General features: G+C 63.5%; 19 protein-coding genes. 13 read left to right on the forward strand and 6 right to left on the reverse strand.

From position 1 onward, the window contains the following. The first annotated feature begins 120 nt into the window (after window positions 1–120). The 3 genes from OH764_RS19210 (at window position 121) to OH764_RS19220 (ending at window position 3,427) form a co-directional block, all read left to right on the forward strand. Window positions 121–2,220, forward strand: coding sequence for a D-(-)-3-hydroxybutyrate oligomer hydrolase (locus OH764_RS19210; RefSeq protein WP_498850357.1), 2,100 nt, complete (start codon window positions 121–123; stop codon window positions 2,218–2,220). A gap of 131 nt (window positions 2,221–2,351) precedes the next feature. After that, window positions 2,352–2,594, forward strand: a complete 243-nt coding sequence (locus tag OH764_RS19215) for a hypothetical protein (protein ID WP_408163449.1) — start codon at window positions 2,352–2,354, stop codon at window positions 2,592–2,594. A gap of 23 nt (window positions 2,595–2,617) precedes the next feature. After that, window positions 2,618–3,427: an exodeoxyribonuclease III gene (locus OH764_RS19220; RefSeq protein WP_498850358.1), complete on the forward strand. Its 810-nt coding sequence runs from the start codon at window positions 2,618–2,620 to the stop codon at window positions 3,425–3,427. Between the two features lie 48 nt (window positions 3,428–3,475). Here the strand turns inward: OH764_RS19220 and motB are convergent, their stop codons facing one another. Together motB and motA are read right to left on the reverse strand one after the other, a co-directional pair. Beyond that, the gene (gene motB / locus OH764_RS19225) at window positions 3,476–4,462 is read right to left on the reverse strand and encodes a flagellar motor protein MotB (protein ID WP_498850359.1); all 987 of its coding nucleotides are present in this window, start codon (window positions 4,460–4,462) and stop codon (window positions 3,476–3,478) included. Next, window positions 4,459–5,346: a flagellar motor stator protein MotA gene (gene motA, locus OH764_RS19230; protein ID WP_020068077.1), complete on the reverse strand. Its 888-nt coding sequence runs from the start codon at window positions 5,344–5,346 to the stop codon at window positions 4,459–4,461. Before motA ends, motB begins: the two co-directional genes overlap by 4 nt. A gap of 283 nt (window positions 5,347–5,629) precedes the next feature. Between motA and OH764_RS19235 the strand changes: the two genes are divergently transcribed. Beyond that, the gene (locus OH764_RS19235) at window positions 5,630–7,042 is read left to right on the forward strand and encodes a DUF2252 domain-containing protein (protein ID WP_498850360.1); all 1,413 of its coding nucleotides are present in this window, start codon (window positions 5,630–5,632) and stop codon (window positions 7,040–7,042) included. A 22-nt stretch (window positions 7,043–7,064) separates the two neighbouring features. Here the strand turns inward: OH764_RS19235 and OH764_RS19240 are convergent, their stop codons facing one another. Then, entirely contained in the window at window positions 7,065–7,928 is an 864-nt protein-coding gene (locus OH764_RS19240) for a polysaccharide deacetylase family protein (RefSeq protein WP_498850361.1), read from the reverse strand. A 252-nt stretch (window positions 7,929–8,180) separates the two neighbouring features. On the opposite strand from OH764_RS19240, the gene OH764_RS19245 reads away from it, so the two are divergent. The 6 genes from OH764_RS19245 (at window position 8,181) to OH764_RS19270 (ending at window position 13,046) form a co-directional block, all read left to right on the forward strand. After that, window positions 8,181–8,945, forward strand: coding sequence for an SDR family oxidoreductase (locus OH764_RS19245; protein WP_498850362.1), 765 nt, complete (start codon window positions 8,181–8,183; stop codon window positions 8,943–8,945). Between the two features lie 102 nt (window positions 8,946–9,047). Then, window positions 9,048–9,284 carry an oxidoreductase-like domain-containing protein gene (locus tag OH764_RS19250; RefSeq protein ID WP_498850363.1) on the forward strand — a complete coding sequence of 79 codons (237 nt, stop codon included), beginning with the start codon at window positions 9,048–9,050 and terminating at the stop codon, window positions 9,282–9,284. A 49-nt stretch (window positions 9,285–9,333) separates the two neighbouring features. After that, window positions 9,334–10,203: an NAD-dependent protein deacetylase gene (locus tag OH764_RS19255; protein WP_087753974.1), complete on the forward strand. Its 870-nt coding sequence runs from the start codon at window positions 9,334–9,336 to the stop codon at window positions 10,201–10,203. 77 nt (window positions 10,204–10,280) lie between these two features. Beyond that, the gene (locus tag OH764_RS19260; protein WP_498850364.1) at window positions 10,281–10,910 is read left to right on the forward strand and encodes a class I SAM-dependent methyltransferase; all 630 of its coding nucleotides are present in this window, start codon (window positions 10,281–10,283) and stop codon (window positions 10,908–10,910) included. Window positions 10,911–11,053: 143 nt separating this feature from the next. Then, window positions 11,054–12,463 carry an NADP-dependent phosphogluconate dehydrogenase gene (gene gnd / locus OH764_RS19265; RefSeq protein ID WP_087753972.1) on the forward strand — a complete coding sequence of 470 codons (1,410 nt, stop codon included), beginning with the start codon at window positions 11,054–11,056 and terminating at the stop codon, window positions 12,461–12,463. Between the two features lie 253 nt (window positions 12,464–12,716). Next, window positions 12,717–13,046 (forward strand): DUF4148 domain-containing protein, encoded by a 330-nt coding sequence (locus tag OH764_RS19270; protein WP_498850365.1) that lies wholly within the window; start codon window positions 12,717–12,719, stop codon window positions 13,044–13,046. A 214-nt stretch (window positions 13,047–13,260) separates the two neighbouring features. Here the strand turns inward: OH764_RS19270 and OH764_RS19275 are convergent, their stop codons facing one another. Further along, the gene (locus OH764_RS19275) at window positions 13,261–14,052 is read right to left on the reverse strand and encodes a DUF2968 domain-containing protein (protein ID WP_498850366.1); all 792 of its coding nucleotides are present in this window, start codon (window positions 14,050–14,052) and stop codon (window positions 13,261–13,263) included. A gap of 176 nt (window positions 14,053–14,228) precedes the next feature. After that, window positions 14,229–14,546 carry a hypothetical protein gene (locus tag OH764_RS19280; RefSeq protein WP_020068086.1) on the reverse strand — a complete coding sequence of 106 codons (318 nt, stop codon included), beginning with the start codon at window positions 14,544–14,546 and terminating at the stop codon, window positions 14,229–14,231. 254 nt (window positions 14,547–14,800) lie between these two features. Between OH764_RS19280 and OH764_RS19285 the strand changes: the two genes are divergently transcribed. The 3 genes from OH764_RS19285 (at window position 14,801) to ltaE (ending at window position 17,251) form a co-directional block, all read left to right on the forward strand. Next, window positions 14,801–15,112: a cupin domain-containing protein gene (locus OH764_RS19285; protein ID WP_498850367.1), complete on the forward strand. Its 312-nt coding sequence runs from the start codon at window positions 14,801–14,803 to the stop codon at window positions 15,110–15,112. 127 nt (window positions 15,113–15,239) lie between these two features. Beyond that, window positions 15,240–16,007 (forward strand): peptidoglycan DD-metalloendopeptidase family protein, encoded by a 768-nt coding sequence (locus tag OH764_RS19290; RefSeq protein WP_498850368.1) that lies wholly within the window; start codon window positions 15,240–15,242, stop codon window positions 16,005–16,007. Window positions 16,008–16,243: 236 nt separating this feature from the next. Next, a complete protein-coding gene (gene ltaE / locus OH764_RS19295; RefSeq protein ID WP_498850369.1) occupies window positions 16,244–17,251 on the forward strand; it encodes a low-specificity L-threonine aldolase family protein in 1,008 nt (335 codons plus the stop codon). A gap of 180 nt (window positions 17,252–17,431) precedes the next feature. Here ltaE and OH764_RS19300 read toward each other — a convergent pair whose 3' ends face one another. Then, window positions 17,432–18,799, reverse strand: a complete 1,368-nt coding sequence (locus OH764_RS19300; protein ID WP_498850370.1) for an MFS transporter — start codon at window positions 18,797–18,799, stop codon at window positions 17,432–17,434. Window positions 18,800–18,934 lie beyond the last annotated feature (135 nt).

The raw sequence follows: 18,934 nt of genomic DNA on the forward strand, positions 1-18,934 counted from the left end.
GCTGACGATGCGTCGGTATCCGAAGCTTCGCGTCCAACAACCGAGGGTAACAAATCCGGCGCAGTTGCGTGAACAACGCTGACGCAAAACGGTATTGTGAAAATAACGGAGACAGCACACATGAGAACACCCATTGGAGTCGGGCACGCGCTTCCCCTTGCAATCGTTGCCGCTATCGGTGTGAGCGCCTGCCACGGCGGAAACGACGACATCACGCCGCAGCCGCAAGCCAACGTCCTGCCCAGCTTCATCGCGGGCACCGTCAAGACACAGTCATATGACGGCAATAGTGACGACCTGCTCACGGCCGGACTCGGTAAAACTGGCCTCGCTTCAGCCACTGCTCCCGCGATTGCCAACGCCGCGCAACCGACCGCCGCGGAGCTGCGCCGACTCGCGATCTGGTCGAACTATCGCGCGCTCGTCGATATGACGAGCAACGGCGGGTATGGGCGCTTCTGGGGTCCCAATATCGATGTGAACGGCAACGACACGTTGGGCGAAGGCAAGATAGCGGGCAAGGAGTACCTCGCTTTCGCAGACGACGGCAGCGGTAAGCAGAATGTCAGCGTGCTCGTCCAAATTCCGGCGAGCTTCAATGCGGATCAACCGTGCATCGTCACGGCAACGTCATCGGGTTCTCGTGGAGTGTATGGTGCGATCTCCGCGGCCGGCGAGTGGGGTCTCAAGCACGGCTGCGCGGTCGCCTACACGGACAAAGGCTCGGGCAACGGCGCGCACGAACTGTCGACGAATCGCGTGACGCTGATCGACGGCACCTTGCAGGACGCGAATGCCGCGGGCAACGCGAGCCTCTTCACGGCCAACCTGGGCAACACGGATGCCGCCACCTACAACAGCCAGTTCCCTAACCGGTACGCTTTCAAGCACGCGCACTCGCAGCAGAACCCGGAGCAGGACTGGGGCAAGAACACATTGCAAGCGATCAAGTTCGCGTATTGGGCACTCAACGATTCGTATGGAACGTTGAACGGCTCGACGCGCACGGTACGCTATAACCCGGGCAGCATCACGACGATTGCGGCATCGGTGAGCAACGGCGGCGGCGCGTCGCTCGCAGCCGCCGAGCAGGATACCTCCGGGCTCATTACCGCAGTGGTAGTCGGCGAGCCGCAGATCAACGTGCGCGTGCCCTCGCAAGTGTCGGTGACTCAGGGCGGTGTGCCTGTCGGCGCATTCGGCAAGCCGCTCGCGGATTACATGACGCTCGCGAATCTGCTGGAGCCTTGCGCGGCGCTCGCGCCTGCCGCAGCCGGCGCGCCGTATCTGACGGCGCTGCCGCTTGCCACGACCACCGCGATTCGCACTGCGCGATGTTCGGCGCTTGCGGCTAACGGTGTGATCGCGGGGGCGGACACCGTCACCCAGGCAACCAATGCGCTCGCGCTGTTGCATCAGAACGGCTACGAGACCGACTCCGACGTGCTGCATGCGCCGATGTGGGATTCGCAGGCGGTGCCCGCCGTCGCCGTGACTTACGCGAACGCTTATGCGAGAGCGAGCGTGAGCGCGAACCTGTGCAACTTCAGCTTCGGCACGACGAGTTCGACGGGCGCGGCGGGCGTCACGCCGGCTGTGTCGCCGATGCTCACTGTGTTCGGCAACGGCAATGGTGTGCCGCCCACCAACGGTATCAACCTCGTCTATAACGCGGGCACGGCGGGCGCATTCGACCACCGGCTCGCAACCGCCGATGCGAGCTATGCGGGCGCAGCCTGCCTGCGTACGCTGTGGACCAACGGCGGGCTGACAACGAGCGTTGAAGCGATCAAGGTGAATGCGAATCTGCATGGCAAGCCCACCATCATCGTGCAAGGCCGGGCCGATGCCCTGGTGCCGATCAATCACGCGTCGCGGCCCTATGTTGGAACGAACCAGCTGCTCGAAGGCGGCGCAAGCAAGCTGTCGTTCTATGAAATCACGAACGGCCAGCACTTCGACGCGTTCCTCGGCGTGGCGGGCTTCGACAACCGCTTCGTGCCGCTGCATTACTACAACATTCAGGCGCTCAATCTGATGTGGAGTCATCTGAAGAGCGGCACGCCGCTGCCGCCGTCGCAAGTGGTTCATACGGTGCCGCGCGGCGGCTCACCGGGCGCTGCGCCCGCGTTGACCGTCGCCAACGTGCCGGCGATTGCGGCCAACCCGGGCGGCAATGCCATCACGGTGTCGAAAGGGGCGGTGAACGTGCCGAACTGATTGTGGCTGAGTGTCGATAGCGGACCACACGCGCGGTGTCTGATCGCGCGTGTGGCTGCTACGTTCAATGCCAGGCCGGGTATGAACGATGCTACCTGTATTCGGAATCAAGCGCGTTCAGAGGACAGCCGATGCAGTTCGACTACAAGCATTTCCACATCGATTGCCGCGCACGCCACGCCGACGAAGGCGTCTACTACGCGCGGGCGAAAATCACTCGCATACCGCAGAAAAACGAGCATTTCCGGTCGCACGACTCCGGTGACATCGACGCTTTTTCGAACGAAGCCGATGCGATCGCCTGCGCGCGGTCGTGGGCAATCGAATGGTGCGATGAGGCCGCCGACGCCGTGTCGGGAACGGCGTCGAAATAACTTGCGTTGCAGGAGGAACCGTCGTGGCGAGGCTGCGCATTGCGACATTCAACATCAACGGAATCCGTTCTCGCCAGGCCGCGTTGCTGCAATGGCTGGAGCGCGAAGCGCCGGACATTGTCTGCTTGCAGGAACTGAAGGCCGCCGATAGCGCGTTTCCCGCCGACGCATTGCGCGACGCGGGCTACCACGCCATCTGGCATGGCCAGAGTGCGTGGAACGGCGTGGCGATTCTGTCGAAGGGCGAGCCGCCGCTCGAAAGCCGCCGCGGCCTGCCGGGCTTCGAAGAGGACACGCATAGCCGCTATCTGGAAGCGGCCGTCGACGGCGTGCTGGTGTGCTGCCTCTATCTGCCCAACGGCAATCCGCAGCCCGGTCCCAAGTTCGAGTACAAGCTCAAGTGGTTCGACCATCTGATCGACCATGCGGCGAAGCTGCTCAAGAGCGGACATCCGGTCGTGCTGGCCGGCGACTTCAACGTCGTGCCTACCGACGAAGACATCTACAACCCGCGCTCATGGCTGAAAGACGCGCTGTTGCAGCCGGAAAGCCGCGAGCGCTACCGGCGTCTCGTCGCGCAGGGATGGACGGACTCGCTGCGCACGCATTTCGGCGAGGAGCGGGTCTACACGTTCTGGGATTATTTCCGCCGGCACTGGGACACGAATTCCGGCTTGCGCATCGACCATATTCTGCTGAGCCCGGACCTCGCGCCGCGCTTGCGCGACGCGGGCGTGGACCGCTGGGTGCGCGGCGAGCCGCATGCGAGCGACCATGCGCCGACATGGGTCGAGCTGGACATGGGCGCGTCGCGTCGCAAGACACGTAGCTGAAGCACGTATCTTGCGACTGGTAATGACGCATCGATTCGCGCGGTAGCGCTAGCGAACTATCGTCGCGCCCGGAGCCGGATGCATGCGCGCCGCGACAGCCGGGATAGCGGAGCTGGCAGGTACGTTTTCATCGATCGACGTACGTCCGCCGTCGTGGAAGAACGCTTGCTCCGCGGCCTTGTTCATTACGAGAATGCTGATGCGCCGATTGGTCGGTTCGTCGACGACATTGCTGTTGAGCGGCAGTACATCAGCAAGACCGCGCACTTGCAGCAGCTTTTCGACGTGCATACCGCCGGCCACCAGCGCGCGCCGCGCGGCATTCGCGCGCTCGGAAGAAAGCTCCCAGTTCGAATAGCCGACCGGTCCGCCGGTGTACGCCACGGCGTCGGTGTGCCCCGCGATTGAGATGCGGTTCTCGACGTCGTTGAGCGCGGCGCCGATCTGCGTGAGTATGGCGACCGCGTAGCTCTGCAGTTTCGGACTGCCCGATGCGAACATCGGGCGGTTCTGCGAATCGACGATCTCGATGCGCAGTCCTTCGTTCGTGATCGAAATGCGGATCTGGTCCTTGAAGGCCTTCAACGCAGGACTCTGTTCGATCAACGAGACCAGCTTCTCTTTCAGTTGCTGCAAACGGGCCGTGTCAGCGGGCGCGACCGTCGGCACCACGTTCACAGGTATGGCCGGTTCGATCTGGGTTTTCTTGCCGTCGCCGGGGCGCGTGTCGGAGATGTCGCGGCCGCCGCCTTGCACGATGTTCGGCCGTGCGGCTGCCGTTCCTTCGTTGCCGCCGAACAGGCTCGATAACGGCGTGTTGAAGTAGTCCTCGATGCCTTGCTTGTCGAACTTCGACGTCGAACCGAGCAGCCACATCAGCAGGAAGAACGCCATCATCGCAGTGACGAAGTCGGCATACGCGATCTTCCACGCGCCGCCATGATGCCCACCGTGGTCGTCGCCCTTTTTCGAGCGGCGCACGATGATCGGCGGCGGCCCCTCGTCCTGGGAGCCGCGTGACCTTCTTTGCGTCATGACGCGGCTCCCTCGGTGGCCGGCTTCGGCGATTTGGTCGCGCGCACGGCGTCGTCGAGTTCCTGAAAGCTCGGGCGGTCGGCGGTGAACAGCACCTTGCGGCCAAACTCCACCGCGATGGGCGGTGCATAGCCCGACAGCGAGGCGAGCAGCACCGCCTTCACGCATTGGAACGGCTTCGCTTCGGCACGGCCCTTGGCGTTCAGCAGATCGGCGAGCGGACCGATAAAGCCATACGCGAGAAGAATGCCGAGGAACGTGCCGACCAGTGCACCCGCGATCATCTCGCCGAGCACGGCGGGCGGCGCACCGACCGAACCCATGGTGTGAACCACGCCCATCACGGCGGCAACGATGCCGAAAGCAGGAAGGCCGTCGGCCATCTTCTGGATTGCATTGGCCGCCACCGACGCTTCCGCGTGATGCGTGGCCAATTCTTCATCCATCAGGTCCTGTACTTCGAGTACGTTGACGTTGCCGCCCGACATCATGCGCAAATAGTCGACGATAAAATCCAGCAGATGATGGTCGGCGAGAACGTGCGGATACTTTTGGAAAATGACGCTTTCTTCCGGCGCAAAGACGTCGGCCTCGAGCGACATCATGCCTTCCTTGCGGGCCTTCTGAAGCAGCTCATAAAGCAGCGCGATCAGTTCCAGATATTTTTCCTTGGTGTAGCCGCCGCCCTTGAAACATTTAGGAATCGCCTTGAGGGTTTTCTTCAATGTCGAAGTCGGATTGCTCACTACGAACGCACCAATTGCCGCGCCGAAAATGCACAGCAATTCGAACGGTTGAAGGAGCGCCGGTAAATGGCCGCCCACGCCAAGAAAGCTCCCAAGGACGGAGCCGATCACCAACAGCCAGCCAATCGCAACAAACATATATTCTCCATAATCTTGCGCGCCGCACGTTGTGAGAATGAGCCCTTGATCAAGGGCATTTGCGTGCGTCACAGAATTTCCGCATGTACTGGTAAACGGCTCGAAAGGGTGATTGCTGAAGAGCGCGAAGCAACCGCAATTCAAATATTGCGAGGCTCGCTCGCGCATTCATTCGGCATCGGTAAAAGCGCCCGCACCTTTTTACCGGTTGCTCTGCTAGCATGCAGAGCGACCCGCGTCAGGGCTCCTCGACGGTGAACTCTCAAGACGAACGGAGATGACTATGAAAGCCAGCACCATTGCGGAGCGCGAGGCCCGCGGACGTGCCGCCCGCGAAAAATCGAAGCGGTCGAGTCATAAAACGGTGGGCGCATTAGACCGCGATCCGATCGAGTTTATTAAGCAAAGCAGCGAAGGCCGGGTGCAGAACCTCGTGCCGCTGCGCTACGGACGCATGGCCGTGTCGCCGTTCACGTTCTTTCGCGGCACCGCGAACCTGCAAGCTCACGATCTCAGCCAGGTTCACGACAGCGGCCTGACCATGCCGATCTGCGGGGACGGGCATCTGATGAACTTCGGCGGCTTCGCGACGCCCGAGCGCCAGCTGGTTTTCGACCTGAAAGATTTCGACGAAGTGTCGGTGGGTCCATTCGAATGGGATCTCAAACGCCTTGCCGCAAGCCTCGTGCTGGCCGCGCGTCACATGCGCCTGAGCCGCGGCACAGCGGAGAATCTGATGATGACCGCCATAAGCGAATATCGCAATCGCATGGCGCAATACGCACAATGCGGCGCGCTGGAACTCTGGTATGAGCGCATTACCTTCGACCGCATGGCGGAGACCGCGCTGTCGCCGGAGCGCCGCCGCGCGGTGCGCCGCGGGATGGAGAAGGCCGCGAGCCGCACGCACGAAAGTCTGTTCGAAAAGATGGCCGAGCATGACGGCGAGCGCTGGGTGATTCGCGATTCGCCGCCTGCGCTTTTTCACGTGCTCGGCTCGAACACGCTCTTCACCGCCGAAGAGACCGATGAACTGAAAGGCTCGCACGGACACAAGATACTCGACGGCATGTGGAGCGAGTACATGAAGACGATGTCGCATGACCGGCGCGAACTGCTTGGTCAGTTCAGCCTGCAGGACGTCGTATTCAGGGTGGTGGGCGTGGGTAGCGTGGGGACGCGCTGCATGGCCGTGCTGCTCGTCGACCCAACGGGCAAGCCGCTTTTCGTACAGATCAAGGAAGCGAGGCCGTCGGTGATCGCCCGCTATTACAAGTCGCCACCAGTCAAGCATCAGGGCGAGCGCGTGGTACAGGGGCAGCGCATGTTGCAGGCCTCGAGCGACATATTTTTAGGCTGGGCGACGAGTTCGCTCGGCCGCCACTACTACTTCCGTCAATTGCGTGACATGAAGCTGTCCGCGAGCATCGAGTTGTTCGACAGCGATCTACTGGACGGTTACGCGAGGCTATGCGGCTGGGCAATGGCGCGCGCCCATGCAAAAGCGGGCAACCAGGCGGTCGAAGTGAGCGCGTATATCGGGCGCGGCGATCAGTTCGCCGAGGCGCTGGCAGTTTACGCGGCGAGCTACGCCGATCAGGTGGAGCGCGACTACGATGTCTTCGTCAAGGCATGCCGCAGCGGTGTTATCGAGGCGCGCTCGGACGAAGACATGGCGGCGGATTTTCGCATGTGACGGGTTGAGCACACCACTTGAATCAACGCTGTAAAGCGTCGACCCTCGCCTCGCGCAGCGTCACGAAGCGCAAGTTTCTTTTTCGAGCCGCCTCGATGACACGTGGCAGCACGGCGAGAATCAGCGGCTTTCCGTCGGCGGTCAGCGCGGCATTGCCGTCGTGCAGCAGTAGTATGTCGCGCGGCGCCAGACCGTCGAGCAGCCTTCGCGTGACGACTTGTGGATCGCGCTCGCGTGTGTCGTAGCCGCGCCGAGTCCACGCCGCTAACCGCAAATCTAGCTTGCGCAGCACCGGCTCCAGAAAAATATTGCGCAGGCCCGCCGGCGCGCGAAAGAACATGGGCCGCTCGCCGCTGAGTTCTTCGAGCGTGCGTTGCGCGGCATCTATCTCGCGTAGAAGAGCACCCGGAAACGTCACGGAAAACGTGTGCACGTGAACCTGCGAATGGTTTTCGAGCGCATGACCGCGCGCGACGATCTCGCGTGCGAGTTGGGGATAACGCCGCGCCTTTTCTCCTATGCAGAAGAACGTGGCGCGCACGTGCAGCGCATCGAGCAGGTCGAGTACTTGCGGCGTGACGACGGGATCTGGACCGTCGTCGATAGTCAATGCGATTGCATCCGCGTTGCGCGCGCCAGCGGGCAGGCGCGTCCAGTTCGGACCCAGCAGCGAGGTGCGCGGCAGCAGTCCGGCCACGGTAAATACAGCGTGATTCGCGAAGATCGCGGCGAGCCACCACGGCCATGCGCGGGGCGCCAGCAGCCATGCGACGAGCACGAAGACGTGCCATGCGGCGGTGGCGGTGAGCATCGCGGGATAGCCGGTCTGAGGCCACCGGCGCAGCGGTGGCGCTCCAGCGTCGTTCGGCGTGGAGAGTTGGTTCATAAAGCGTGCTTCCGGTAATTGCGCGGGCAAGCAGGGCACCGCGCGCAACGTCGAACGATACCATTGATGCGCGGACCGGCACGCTTGCGGACAGGAACCGCAATGAAAGCGCGCCGACTGCATGATGGAAGCTCTCCCAAGCGGCATTTGTGATCGACCGTCCGCTGCGGTATGGTTCGAAAAGGTGCCGAACAATCGTGCAGGAACGATGGTGCGGGGCGGCCCTTCATTCATGGAACAGGGAGACGAGCGGTGACGGTGACGGGAATCAGAAAGGTGGCTTTGGTAACGGGTGCGGGCAGCGGCATCGGCCGTGCATGCGCGGTGCGTCTCGCGGAGCATGGATATAGCGTGGTGCTTGCGGGCCGTCGTCAGGCGGCGCTCGACGCCGTAGTCGAGCAGGCGCACGCCGTGGGCGGAGAAGCGTTCGCGGTGTCTTGCGACGTGACGGACGCGGACAGCGTCGACGCGCTGTTCAACACGGTCCGCGAGCGTTATGGCCGGCTCGACTTGCTGTTCAACAACGCCGGGCGCAGCGGCACGCCGGTCGACATAGACGAACTCGATATAAACGAATGGCGTTCGGTGGTCGACACCAACCTCACTGGTGTGTTCCTCTGCACGCGCGCTGCATTCGGTCTGATGAAAACGCAGAATCCGCGTGGCGGGCGCATCATTAATAACGGCTCGATTTCGGCGCACGCGCCGAGGCCAAACAGCATTGCCTACACAGCGACCAAGCACGCGATCACGGGCCTCACGAAAGCCGTGTCGCTCGACGGCCGGAAATACGACATCGTGTGCGGGCAGATCGATATCGGCAACGCGGCCACGGAAATGGCCGAGCGTATGGCGCGCGGCGTGCCGCAGGCGAACGGCGAAATCGCGGTCGAGCCGTTGATGGACGTGCAGCATGTCGCGGACGCCGTGCTGCACATGGCGCAATTGCCGCTGTCGGCAAACATCCAGTTCATGACCATCATGGCGAGCAAGATGCCGTTTGTCGGGCGCGGTTGACGGCCACCCGCGCCAAGCGCGGCGCGGGAGATCAACATATACTGAGCGCTTTCCTTCTTTGCCTTCGCTGCCTCGCATTGCGTGCGTTCCGAGCGTGTTCACGTGAAGTCATCAGCCGTGCCCCAAGCCAGCACCGTGGACGATCCAAGACCCGCGCCACCGGTGCAGCCCGACCTCGAGGATTGTTGCCATAGCGGCTGTAGTCCGTGCGTGTTCGATCTTTATGACGACGCGCTGGAGCGCTACCGGGTCGCGCTGGCCGAATGGGAAGCGCGGCAGGCGCAACGTGCGGCAGGTGCAATCCCGACGGCGAAGCGCGGCGTGCGCAAGCGCCGGTGAAGCACCGTCGCGCGCTTCTTGCCCCGCCGCAGTCATCAGTGATCCCGTCATGACCGACCTTTTTTCCGCGCCACTCGAACCCTTCAACGAATCGCACACCCTCGACGATCTGCACGACTTCGTGCAGCGCTACCCGCGTCTCTTCGTGCTGACGGGCGCGGGCATCAGCACGGACTCCGGCATTCCTGGCTATCGCGACGACAACGGTGAGTGGAAGCGCTCGCCGCCCATCACGCTGCAGGAATTTCTCGGTACGGACGCAATGCGCAGGCGTTACTGGGCGCGCAGCATGGTCGGCTGGCCGGTCGTTGCACAGGCGCAGCCCAACGCCGCACATGTCGCGCTTGCGCGCCTCCAGGCGGCCGGCCATGTGCCGACGCTCGTCACACAGAACGTCGACGGTTTGCATCAGCGTGCGGGCAGCCGCGATGTGATCGAATTGCACGGCGGCATAGACGGTGTCGTTTGTCTCGATTGCGGCACGCAGCATTCGCGTGCGTCGATCCAGCAGACGCTCGAGGCGGAAAATCCCGCGCTGCTGAGCGTGACCGCCGAAACTGCCGCCGACGGCGATGCGCATCTCGAATGGCACGCGCTCGAAGCGTTTCGCGTTCCGGCGTGCACGAATTGCGGCGGCTTGCTGAAGCCGGCGGTGGTGTTTTTCGGTGAAAGTGTGCCGCGCGAGCGTGTCGAGGCGGCTTCGCATGCGCTCGACGCCGCGGACGCCGTGCTGGTGGTCGGCTCGTCGCTGATGGTCTACTCCGGCTATCGCTTCTGCGTGTGGGCGCAGAAGCAGCGCAAACCAGTCGCCGCGATCAATCTCGGGCGCACGCGCGCCGATCCGCTGTTGTCGCTGAAAATTGCGGCGCCATGCGCCGATACGCTGACCGCTTTAGCCGGCCGTCTCGCGGTAGATTGAACTGCGGCTCGGTACTAATACAAGCGAATGCAAGCCATGCAGCCTTCTCCAACGCAAACAATCCACACTACATCCACATGACCGAACCTATTCCGTCGATGCGGCAACATTCGCCCTCCGCCGAGCGCAATCGCGAACCGATCCTCTCGGTCTTGCGCATGGCGTTACCGGCCACGGGCCGCGTACTCGAAATTGCGAGCGGCACGGGTCAACACGCAATGTACTTTGCCGGCGCGATGCCCGGACTGGACTGGCAACCGACCGACGCCGATGCACAAGCGCGCGAGTCGATCGCCGCATGGATCGCGCACGGCGCGCCGCCAAACGTGCGCGCGCCGCTTGCGCTCGACGTGCATCAGGCAGACTGGGGCGTGGGCGTGCTCGATGCGGTGGTCTGCATCAACATGATTCACATTGCGCCGTGGAGCGCGGCGCAAGCGCTGTTCGCGGGCGCAAGCCGCCATCTCGCTGGCGGCGGTGTACTGTATCTGTACGGCCCTTACAAACGCGGCGGCGAGCACACAGCGCCGAGCAACGAGGCATTCGACCGGCAATTGCAAAGCCGCAATCCGGCGTGGGGCGTGCGCGACATGGAAGCGGTCGTGGCGCTCGCGGCATCGGAGAGATTCACGTGCGACGAGCCGGTCGCGATGCCGGCCAACAATTTCAGCCTCGTGTTCCGAAAGCGCGAAGCACAGGCGCATTGAACGCGCGGAACGGGCGCAAAGCCGTGTTGCATGCCCGATAACGAGCGGCAAACCGGCATTTCTTTTATGCTTTCACCCTCGACGTCCGGCCGACGTTCTTTCCGGCGCGGCGTCACGACACTTTTGGACACTGGAGAATTCACATGGGCAAACAGGCAATCGGCGTGGTGGGGCTGGCGGTCATGGGCCGCAATCTGGCGCTCAACATCGAAAGCCGCGGCCACGCGGTGTCGGTCTACAACCGTAGCCGCGAAAAGACCGACGAACTCATCGCCGAATATCCGGACAGGAAGCTGGTGCCGGCATTCACTCTCGAAGAGTTCGTGGAGTCGTTGGAAAAACCGCGCCGCATTCTGCTCATGGTCAAGGCCGGGGAGCCGACCGACGCGACCATCGCATCGCTCAAGCCGCTGCTGGAAAAGGGCGACATTCTGATCGACGGCGGCAACACGCATTTCACCGACACGATCCGCCGCAATCAGGAACTGGCGAAGGCCGGCCTGCACTTTATCGGCACCGGCGTGTCGGGCGGCGAGGAAGGCGCGCTGAAAGGTCCGTCGATCATGCCCGGCGGGCAACGTGACGCATACGACCTGGTTGCGCCGATCCTCACCGAGATCGCTGCAAAGGCGCCGGACGGCGAGCCGTGCGTCGCCTACATGGGCCCGGACGGCGCAGGCCATTTTGTGAAGATGGTGCATAACGGCATCGAATACGGCGACATGCAACTCATCGCCGAAAGCTATGCGGTCCTGAAGCAGGTCGTCGGCCTGTCGAACGAGGAACTCGGCAAGGTCTACACCGAGTGGAATCAGGGCGAACTCGATAGCTATCTGATCGAAATCACCTCGAAGATCTTCAGCAAGAAAGACGAGGAAACCGGCAAGGATCTGGTCGACGTGATCCTGGATCGCGCAGCGCAGAAGGGTACCGGCAAGTGGACGAGCCAGAATGCGCTCGACCTCGGCGCGCCGCTGCCGCTGATCACAGAGGCCGTGTTCGCACGCGTGCTTTCGTCGCTGAAAGACCAGCGTGTTGCCGCGAGCAAGGTGCTCGACGGGCCGAGCGCGAAACCGCTCGGAGCTGAGCGCGAAGCGTTCATTGAGTCGGTGCGCCGCGCGCTGTACTTCAGCAAGGTGATCTCGTACGCGCAGGGTTTCGCGCAGTTGCGCGCGGCTTCGGAAGAGTACAAATGGGATCTGGATTTCGGCACGATTGCCAAGATCTTCCGCGCCGGCTGCATCATCCGCGCGCGTTTCCTGCAAAAGATCACCGACGCCTACACGAAAGAAAAGACCATCGCGAACCTGCTGCTGGACCCGTACTTCCGCGATATTGCGAGCAACTACCAGTCGGCGTTGCGCGAAGTGGTGGTCGCCGCAATCAATGCGGGCGTGCCGGTCCCGGCGTTCGCGTCGGCGGTTGCATATTTCGACGCTTACCGCTCGGAGCGGTTGCCCGCAAACCTCGTGCAGGCGCAGCGCGACTTCTTCGGCGCGCATACGTTCGAGCGGATCGACAAGCCGGGCAGCTTCCACGCGAACTGGAGCTGAAGCGCTGTAACCCTAGCAGCGCGCGCCCGGCGCGCGCCGTTCTAGGGTATTGAAATGCCTGGCCGGCATTGTTGCTGCGAGCGTCGGTCATTTCGACACTCACAGGACTGGAACACCGACTATTGCAATTTACGGAATAGAGTTTCGTCGTTTTAGGGGTTTCCCCTAGATGTTGTGGCTCCTAAACTTCTATTTAAGCGCTAGGGACAAAAAGCCCGAAGCGAATCACAACAAGTTCTGGAGGTTATACATCATGAAGACTCTTATCTCTGCCGTAGTCGTCGCCGCTGCTGTTTTCGCCGCTCCTGTCGCTTCGTTCGCTCAATCGAACCAGCCGGTCACGCGCGCCCAAGTTCGCGCCGAACTGGTCCAGCTCGAGAAGGCTGGCTACAACCCGGTCGGCGACCATGTTGACTACCCCGCAAACCTGCAAGCTGCTCAAGCACGTGTCGACGCTCAGAACGGCACCGCGCAAGCCGCGGCTCAAGTAGCCAACAGCGGTTATGGCGCACCGATCGCAGGCAGCTCGCAAGCAGGCCGTGCGGTCACGACCGATCGTAGCTCGGTGTATTTCGGCAACTAATCTGGCAGTCGAACGGCGCCGCATCGGGCAGCCGTTCGCGTAAAAGCCAACCGGAGGCGCCACCTGACCGACAGATGGCCGCCGATAGAAAAACGCCGTCAAGGTTTTTGCCTTGACGGCGTTTTTCTGTTTACCGCGTCGACGGAGCGTGGCGCGTGGCAAGCGAGCTGCGCCGCGCGCCTTCTTCGTGCCCTTCGTAACGGAACCAGGCGATTCAACGAGTCGGCAAATGTGGAATCGCTTCGTTGCTCGTCAGATTGAGCTGCTGCATCTGCCGATGTGCCTTGTTCAGATGCGCCTGCGCGGCCACGCGTTGAGCTTCGAGCTGGGACACTTCCTTGCACACCTGATGCTGCCGGCTCGTCGCCGCCTGCTCTTGTGCGCTACGCCGCTGCAAATCGCTGCGTAGCCGTTCGGCTTGCGCTTCAGAGCGAGCAATCTGGCGGGCCAGCTGTTCGTTCTGCGCCTCCAGTTGCGCGCGGCGGGTTTCACAGTCCGAGAGCCGCGTCGCCTGGTCTTCGAAATGATGGAAGGCCGCTTCGGCGGCTTCGAGGTCGGCGGCTTTCAACGCACGCCAGAGCGCGCCGTCCTGATAGAGCGCGACGTAGTACGTTACCTCCTTCGCATGAAACAGAAGGCTCACCGAATACGCGAAGCTGCGAAACACGCGAAACGGCATAAGCGCCTCTTCTTCGGCGAGCCATTCGACTTCGGCCGTATTCGCGATCTGCACGCCACGCGCGCTCACCTGCGACGGCACGGTCTGCACGGGCCGCAATGTCAACACCGGACGAGCGGCGCCGCGCGCCACCGCCGCCGACGCCGGGTCGGATGCGAACCCGGACGGAGCATCGGACGAAAGTGCGGGCGACGCGTCGGACGCAATTCCGGGCGGCGCGTCGTCGGCGTCCTCGGGCGGGACGGGCGCGGCGGCATTGTCCTGCGCGACCCTGACGACATGCGATGGGCCTGCCAGCACGCTACGGCGGTTAAGGAGACTTTTCACGGCGGTTCCTCCAGTTGACTCGCCCGAAGGGCCAGACGGCGCCGGCAATAAAGCGTTCCGGCTAACTGGCGGATTGGGCGGTGAGCGAAAAGCAATGGCTCAGCGGCGCGAGTGGGCGGATGCCACGGTTGCGCCGGGGCTGCGCGTGCCTGCGGATGTCGTCCGCGAGCGCAGCTCTAATGCAGGGTGCGATGCCGGCCTATGTCCGCGAATAACGCGTGGCTCGGCTCGAGCGCAAGCAGCCACGATTCGTCGTAGCCGCTCAGAATGTCGAGCGCCTCACGCAGACGCTCGATGGCCAGCGCGGGGATTTCGACGCGCGCCTCCACGCCGCCCGACAATCCCGCGATACTCGCGAGTTGCACGAGTGCGTCGGCGGCCTCGGCCACATCGGCCGCAAAAACCAGATGCGTGTTCAACAATTCGGCCAGTCCAGGCGACGCCGCCACGTCGTCGACATTGAGTTGCACGGCGAGAAATGTGGCTTTGTTCATCGTCGACTCCATGCGGGATCCGGTCGTTTCAGTCCACGCCCCGTCGGCGCAGCAAGGTTGAGTATAGGCGAGCGTCCAAAGGTTTCAATGATCACACCATTGCGCCGGCACCCGCTCCCTGGACGTGGCGCGCGTGTCGCGCGACTTATAATGAGCGTTCAAAAAGCTGCCCGGCAGCGCCCGGCCTGGGCTGCGTCCATGGCCGATTGCGACTGGCGCAAAGGGCGCTCTCTCTACCAAATGCGTTAGCGACCATGAAGATCATTCGCAGCAAGAACTTCACCGCCACGCGCCCGTGGGGCGCGCTCGACATTGCCAACATGGGCGGCATCACGACACGTCTGCATTGGACGGATCAACCCTACAAGTGGCACGTGAACGACGGCGAAGAAGTATTCGCCGTGCTCGATGGCCGCGTGGAGATGCGCTATCGCCAGGAGGGCGTGGAGCAGGCGGCTATTCTGGAAACGGGCGATGTGTTCTATGCGTCGGTGGGCACCGAGCACGTGGCGCATCCGATCGGCCCGGCGCGCATTCTCGTGGTGGAAGCCGAGGGCAGTGTTTAAGTTTGCAGGCGCGGTAACGTGCGAGGTTGTCGTGTGCTGACCCGCGAGCGGTACGGCAATTGCTACGGGGATCGATCAAGACGATCGATCAGAAGCTCGAATCCAAAAAATGTCGAGGACAAATCACATGATGAGACCATGGCAACTGAAGGGGAGCCGTTTGCTGGCGACTGCCGCGCTAGGCGTGATACTCAGCGGCTGCGCGAGCGCGCCGTGGGACAACACGCCGTTCTACGGCAACACACAGTCCCGACCCACCACGCTCAGCACGGTGCCAGTGCCGGCGGGTTTCTATCGCGTCAATCCCGGCGATACGCTTGCCGGAGTTGCATCGGCTTATGGTCATAGGCCGCAGGACATCGCGACGTGGAACGGTCTGCCGGTCAACGCGGCCATTGCTCCCGGGCAGGTGCTGCGCGTTGCTCCGCCGATGGCGTCCGGCAGCGTCGCGGCGCCGCCCGTCGCTGCGGCACCGGCCGCGCCCACAGCACCAGCCGCACCGACGGCGGCGGCCGCGCCGCAGCAGGGCGTGCTGCAATGGCCGTTGCGGGGGCCTATCCTCAAGACCTTCGCCGCAGGCAAGTCGAACGGCATCGTGATCGGCGGACGACCGGGCGACCCCGTCAAGGCAGCCGCCACCGGCCGTGTGGTCTACGCGGGTTCGGGCATCGAGGCGTACGGCCCGCTCATCATCATCAAGCACGACGACTCGCTGATCACCGCTTACGGCCAGAACAGCACGCTGCTCGTCAAGGAAGGCGATGCGGTTGCGCAAGGCCAGACCATCAGCGAAGTCGGCGTGGACAGCCGCGGCGTCGCGTCGATCCAGTTCGAGGTTCGTCAGAACGGCCAGCCGGTCGATCCGCTCGCCTGGCTGCCTAAATCAGGCGGGTAGGCGCAGTTGAGCCTGGCTCGAGCCGGGCCTGCGCGCGGGATGAACTGCTAACTGAGCCCGGTACGCTTCAATGGACTTTCACGCGGACATGCGAGCGCCGCGTGAATTGAATACACTGTGTGGCTCACGAGCCGGCGCCGCTGCTGCCGTTCCAACCATTGCGACCGTTGCACGCGGACGGGGCAAGCCGGCCGACCGTCACGGCCTCTCACACGAAAGACGCACAGGGACACACAATGATCGATTTGCGCAGCGATACCGTAACCCGTCCGACTCCGGCGATGCTCGCGGCGATGTCAGCCGCCGAAGTCGGCGACGACGTCTGGGGCGACGACCCGACCGTGCTGCGTCTGCAGTCGACGCTTGCCGAGCGTACCGGCAAGGAAGCCGGTCTGTTCTTCCCGAGCGGCACGCAAAGCAACCTCGCGGCGTTGATGGCGCACTGCGCGCGCGGCGACGAATACATCGTCGGGCAGTTGGCCCACACGTACAAATACGAAGGCGGCGGTGCGGCGGTGCTCGGTAGCATCCAGCCGCAACCGCTTGAAAATGCCGCAGACGGTTCGATTCCGCTCGACAAGATCGCGGCTGCAATCAAACCGATCGACAACCACTTTGCGCGCACGCGTCTGCTGGCGCTGGAAAACACCATCGGCGGGAAAGTGCTGCCGGAGGGTTATGTCGCCGAAGCGGTAGGACTCGCGCGCGAACGCGGGTTGTCGGCGCACCTGGACGGCGCGCGCGTTTTCAACGCGTCGGTCGCGTCGGGCAAGCCGGTTGCGGCGCTGTGCGAGCCGTTCGATTCAGTTTCGATCTGTTTTTCGAAAGGCCTCGGCGCGCCGGTCGGCTCGGTTCTGGTCAGCAGCCGGGCGCTGATCGACGTGGCCCACCGCTGGCGCAAGGTGCTCGGCGGCGGCATGCGCCAGGCGGGCGTGCTGGCGGCGGCCTGCCTGTATGCGCTGGATCACAACGTCGAGCGTCTCGCCGACGACCACGCGAACGCCGCGCATCTGGCGGCCGGGCTGGAAGCCATCGACCAGGTGAAAGTGCAGTCTGTTGCAACCAACATGGTGTTCGCGCAGTTTCCGCAGCAGCATTGCGCGCCGCTCGAAGCCTGGCTCAAGGAGCGCGGCATTCTCACGCAGATGTTGTACGCGTCGAGGTTTGTTACGCACAAAGACGTGTCGCGTGAGGACATCGACACGTTCATCGCGGCCGTGAAGGGGTACTTTGCCGCGCGTTGATTGCGTGCCGCTCTGGAAGTAATCGAGCAAGACGTGGCAGGTGACGTATTGATCGCCTCTTAGCGAGCCGGCATCGCGCGGTGTCCGTCCGGCCGTGCTCACTCACGCTGGCCATCGAGCGGATATCAAGCTGTAATCAATTGACGAGAACGGGCGCGCTGTCCAATAGCGCGCCCGTTTTCATTTCCCCGACGTTTGCACATGCGCGCCTGCCCGATGCGACGGCGCAAGGAGCCGCAATCCGCTCGCCAGACTCGCCGCGCCCGCGAAGAAGGCGCCCGCGCCGAGCGCGAGCGTCGGCCCGTGCCTACCCGCGATCCCGAAGCTCAACGCGACCAGCGCCGCGCCGGTAGTCTGGCCGAGTAGCCGCGCCGTCGCGACGATCCCGCTCGCCCCGCCGCTGCGCTCGGGCGGCGCGCTCGCCATCAGCGCTTTCAGGTTCGGCGATTGGAAAAAGCCGAAGCCCGCGCCGCAAATCGCCATCCGGATGCCGATGTCGAGCACGTGCGGATGCACCGGCAGTAGCGCAAGCGAGGCCATTCCCGCCGACATCACCGCGAGCCCGACGGCGCCGAGCAGGCCGGGCGGATAGCGGTCGGACAAGCTGCCCGCGAGCGGCGCTGCCAACGCGACGACGACCGGCCACGGCGTCATCAGGAAGCCGGTTTCAACCTGGCTGCGGTGCAGTACATCCTCGAAATAGAAGGGCAGCGAGACGAACGCCAGGCCTTGCGCGGCGAACGAGCACACGGCGGTCACTGCCGACAGCGCGAACACGGGCCGCTTGAAAAGATCGACCGGCAGCATGGGCGCCGGGTGCCCGGCTTCACGGCGAATCAGCAGCAGGCCGAAAATCACCGCGACGGCAGCGGCGCTCAGCACGAGTTGCGTCGATGCGCGCTGGGCCGCTTCGCCCAGCGCAAAGATCAGTGCGGCGAACGTCACCACGTTCAGCAGCGCGGCGAGCGGATCGAAGTTGTGCGCGCCGCGCTCCGTGTGCGGCAGCGCGGGCCATGCGAACGCCAGCGCGAGCACCCCGAGCGGCACATTGACGGCGAACAGCCACGGCCAGGAAGCGACCGAGAGAATCAGCGACGCGACCGTCGGGCCCACCGCAAACGACACGCCGACGATGAGCGCGTTCATACCGAGCCCGCGTCCGAGCCGGTGCGGCGGATACAGGAAGCGGATCAGCGCGGTGTTGACGCTCATGATCGCGCTCGCACCGAGGCCTTGCAGCACGCGTGCACCCGCAAGCATGGGCAGGGTGGGCGCCATCGAGCAAGCGAGCGACGCGATGGTAAACAGCGCAATGCCGCCGATATAGATCCGCCGATGCCCAATGATGTCGCCGAGCGCGGCAAGCGGCAGCAGCGTCGCGACCATTGCGAGCTGATAAGCGTTGATGATCCACACCGACGCAGCGGGCGCCGCGTGCAGATCGGCGGCGATGGCGGGCAGCGCGGTGTTGGCGATCGCCGTGTCGAGCGTCGCGAGCGCGACGGCAAGCATGATCGCCGCCATCGCACGGCGGTTGGCGGCGGACATTGGAGCATCCGCGGGAAAGGGCGGCGCGGACGCCGCGCTCAGCTTGTCGGACAAGGCATGGCTCGTCGGGTGTGCGTGTCGACGCGGCACGAATCTGAACATGTGGCGCGCGAGTGGCAGGGTTGTGCGTAACGC

The sequence above is a fragment of the Burkholderia sp. M6-3 genome (assembly GCF_050858985.1).
Lineage (GTDB): Bacteria > Pseudomonadota > Gammaproteobacteria > Burkholderiales > Burkholderiaceae > Paraburkholderia > Paraburkholderia caledonica.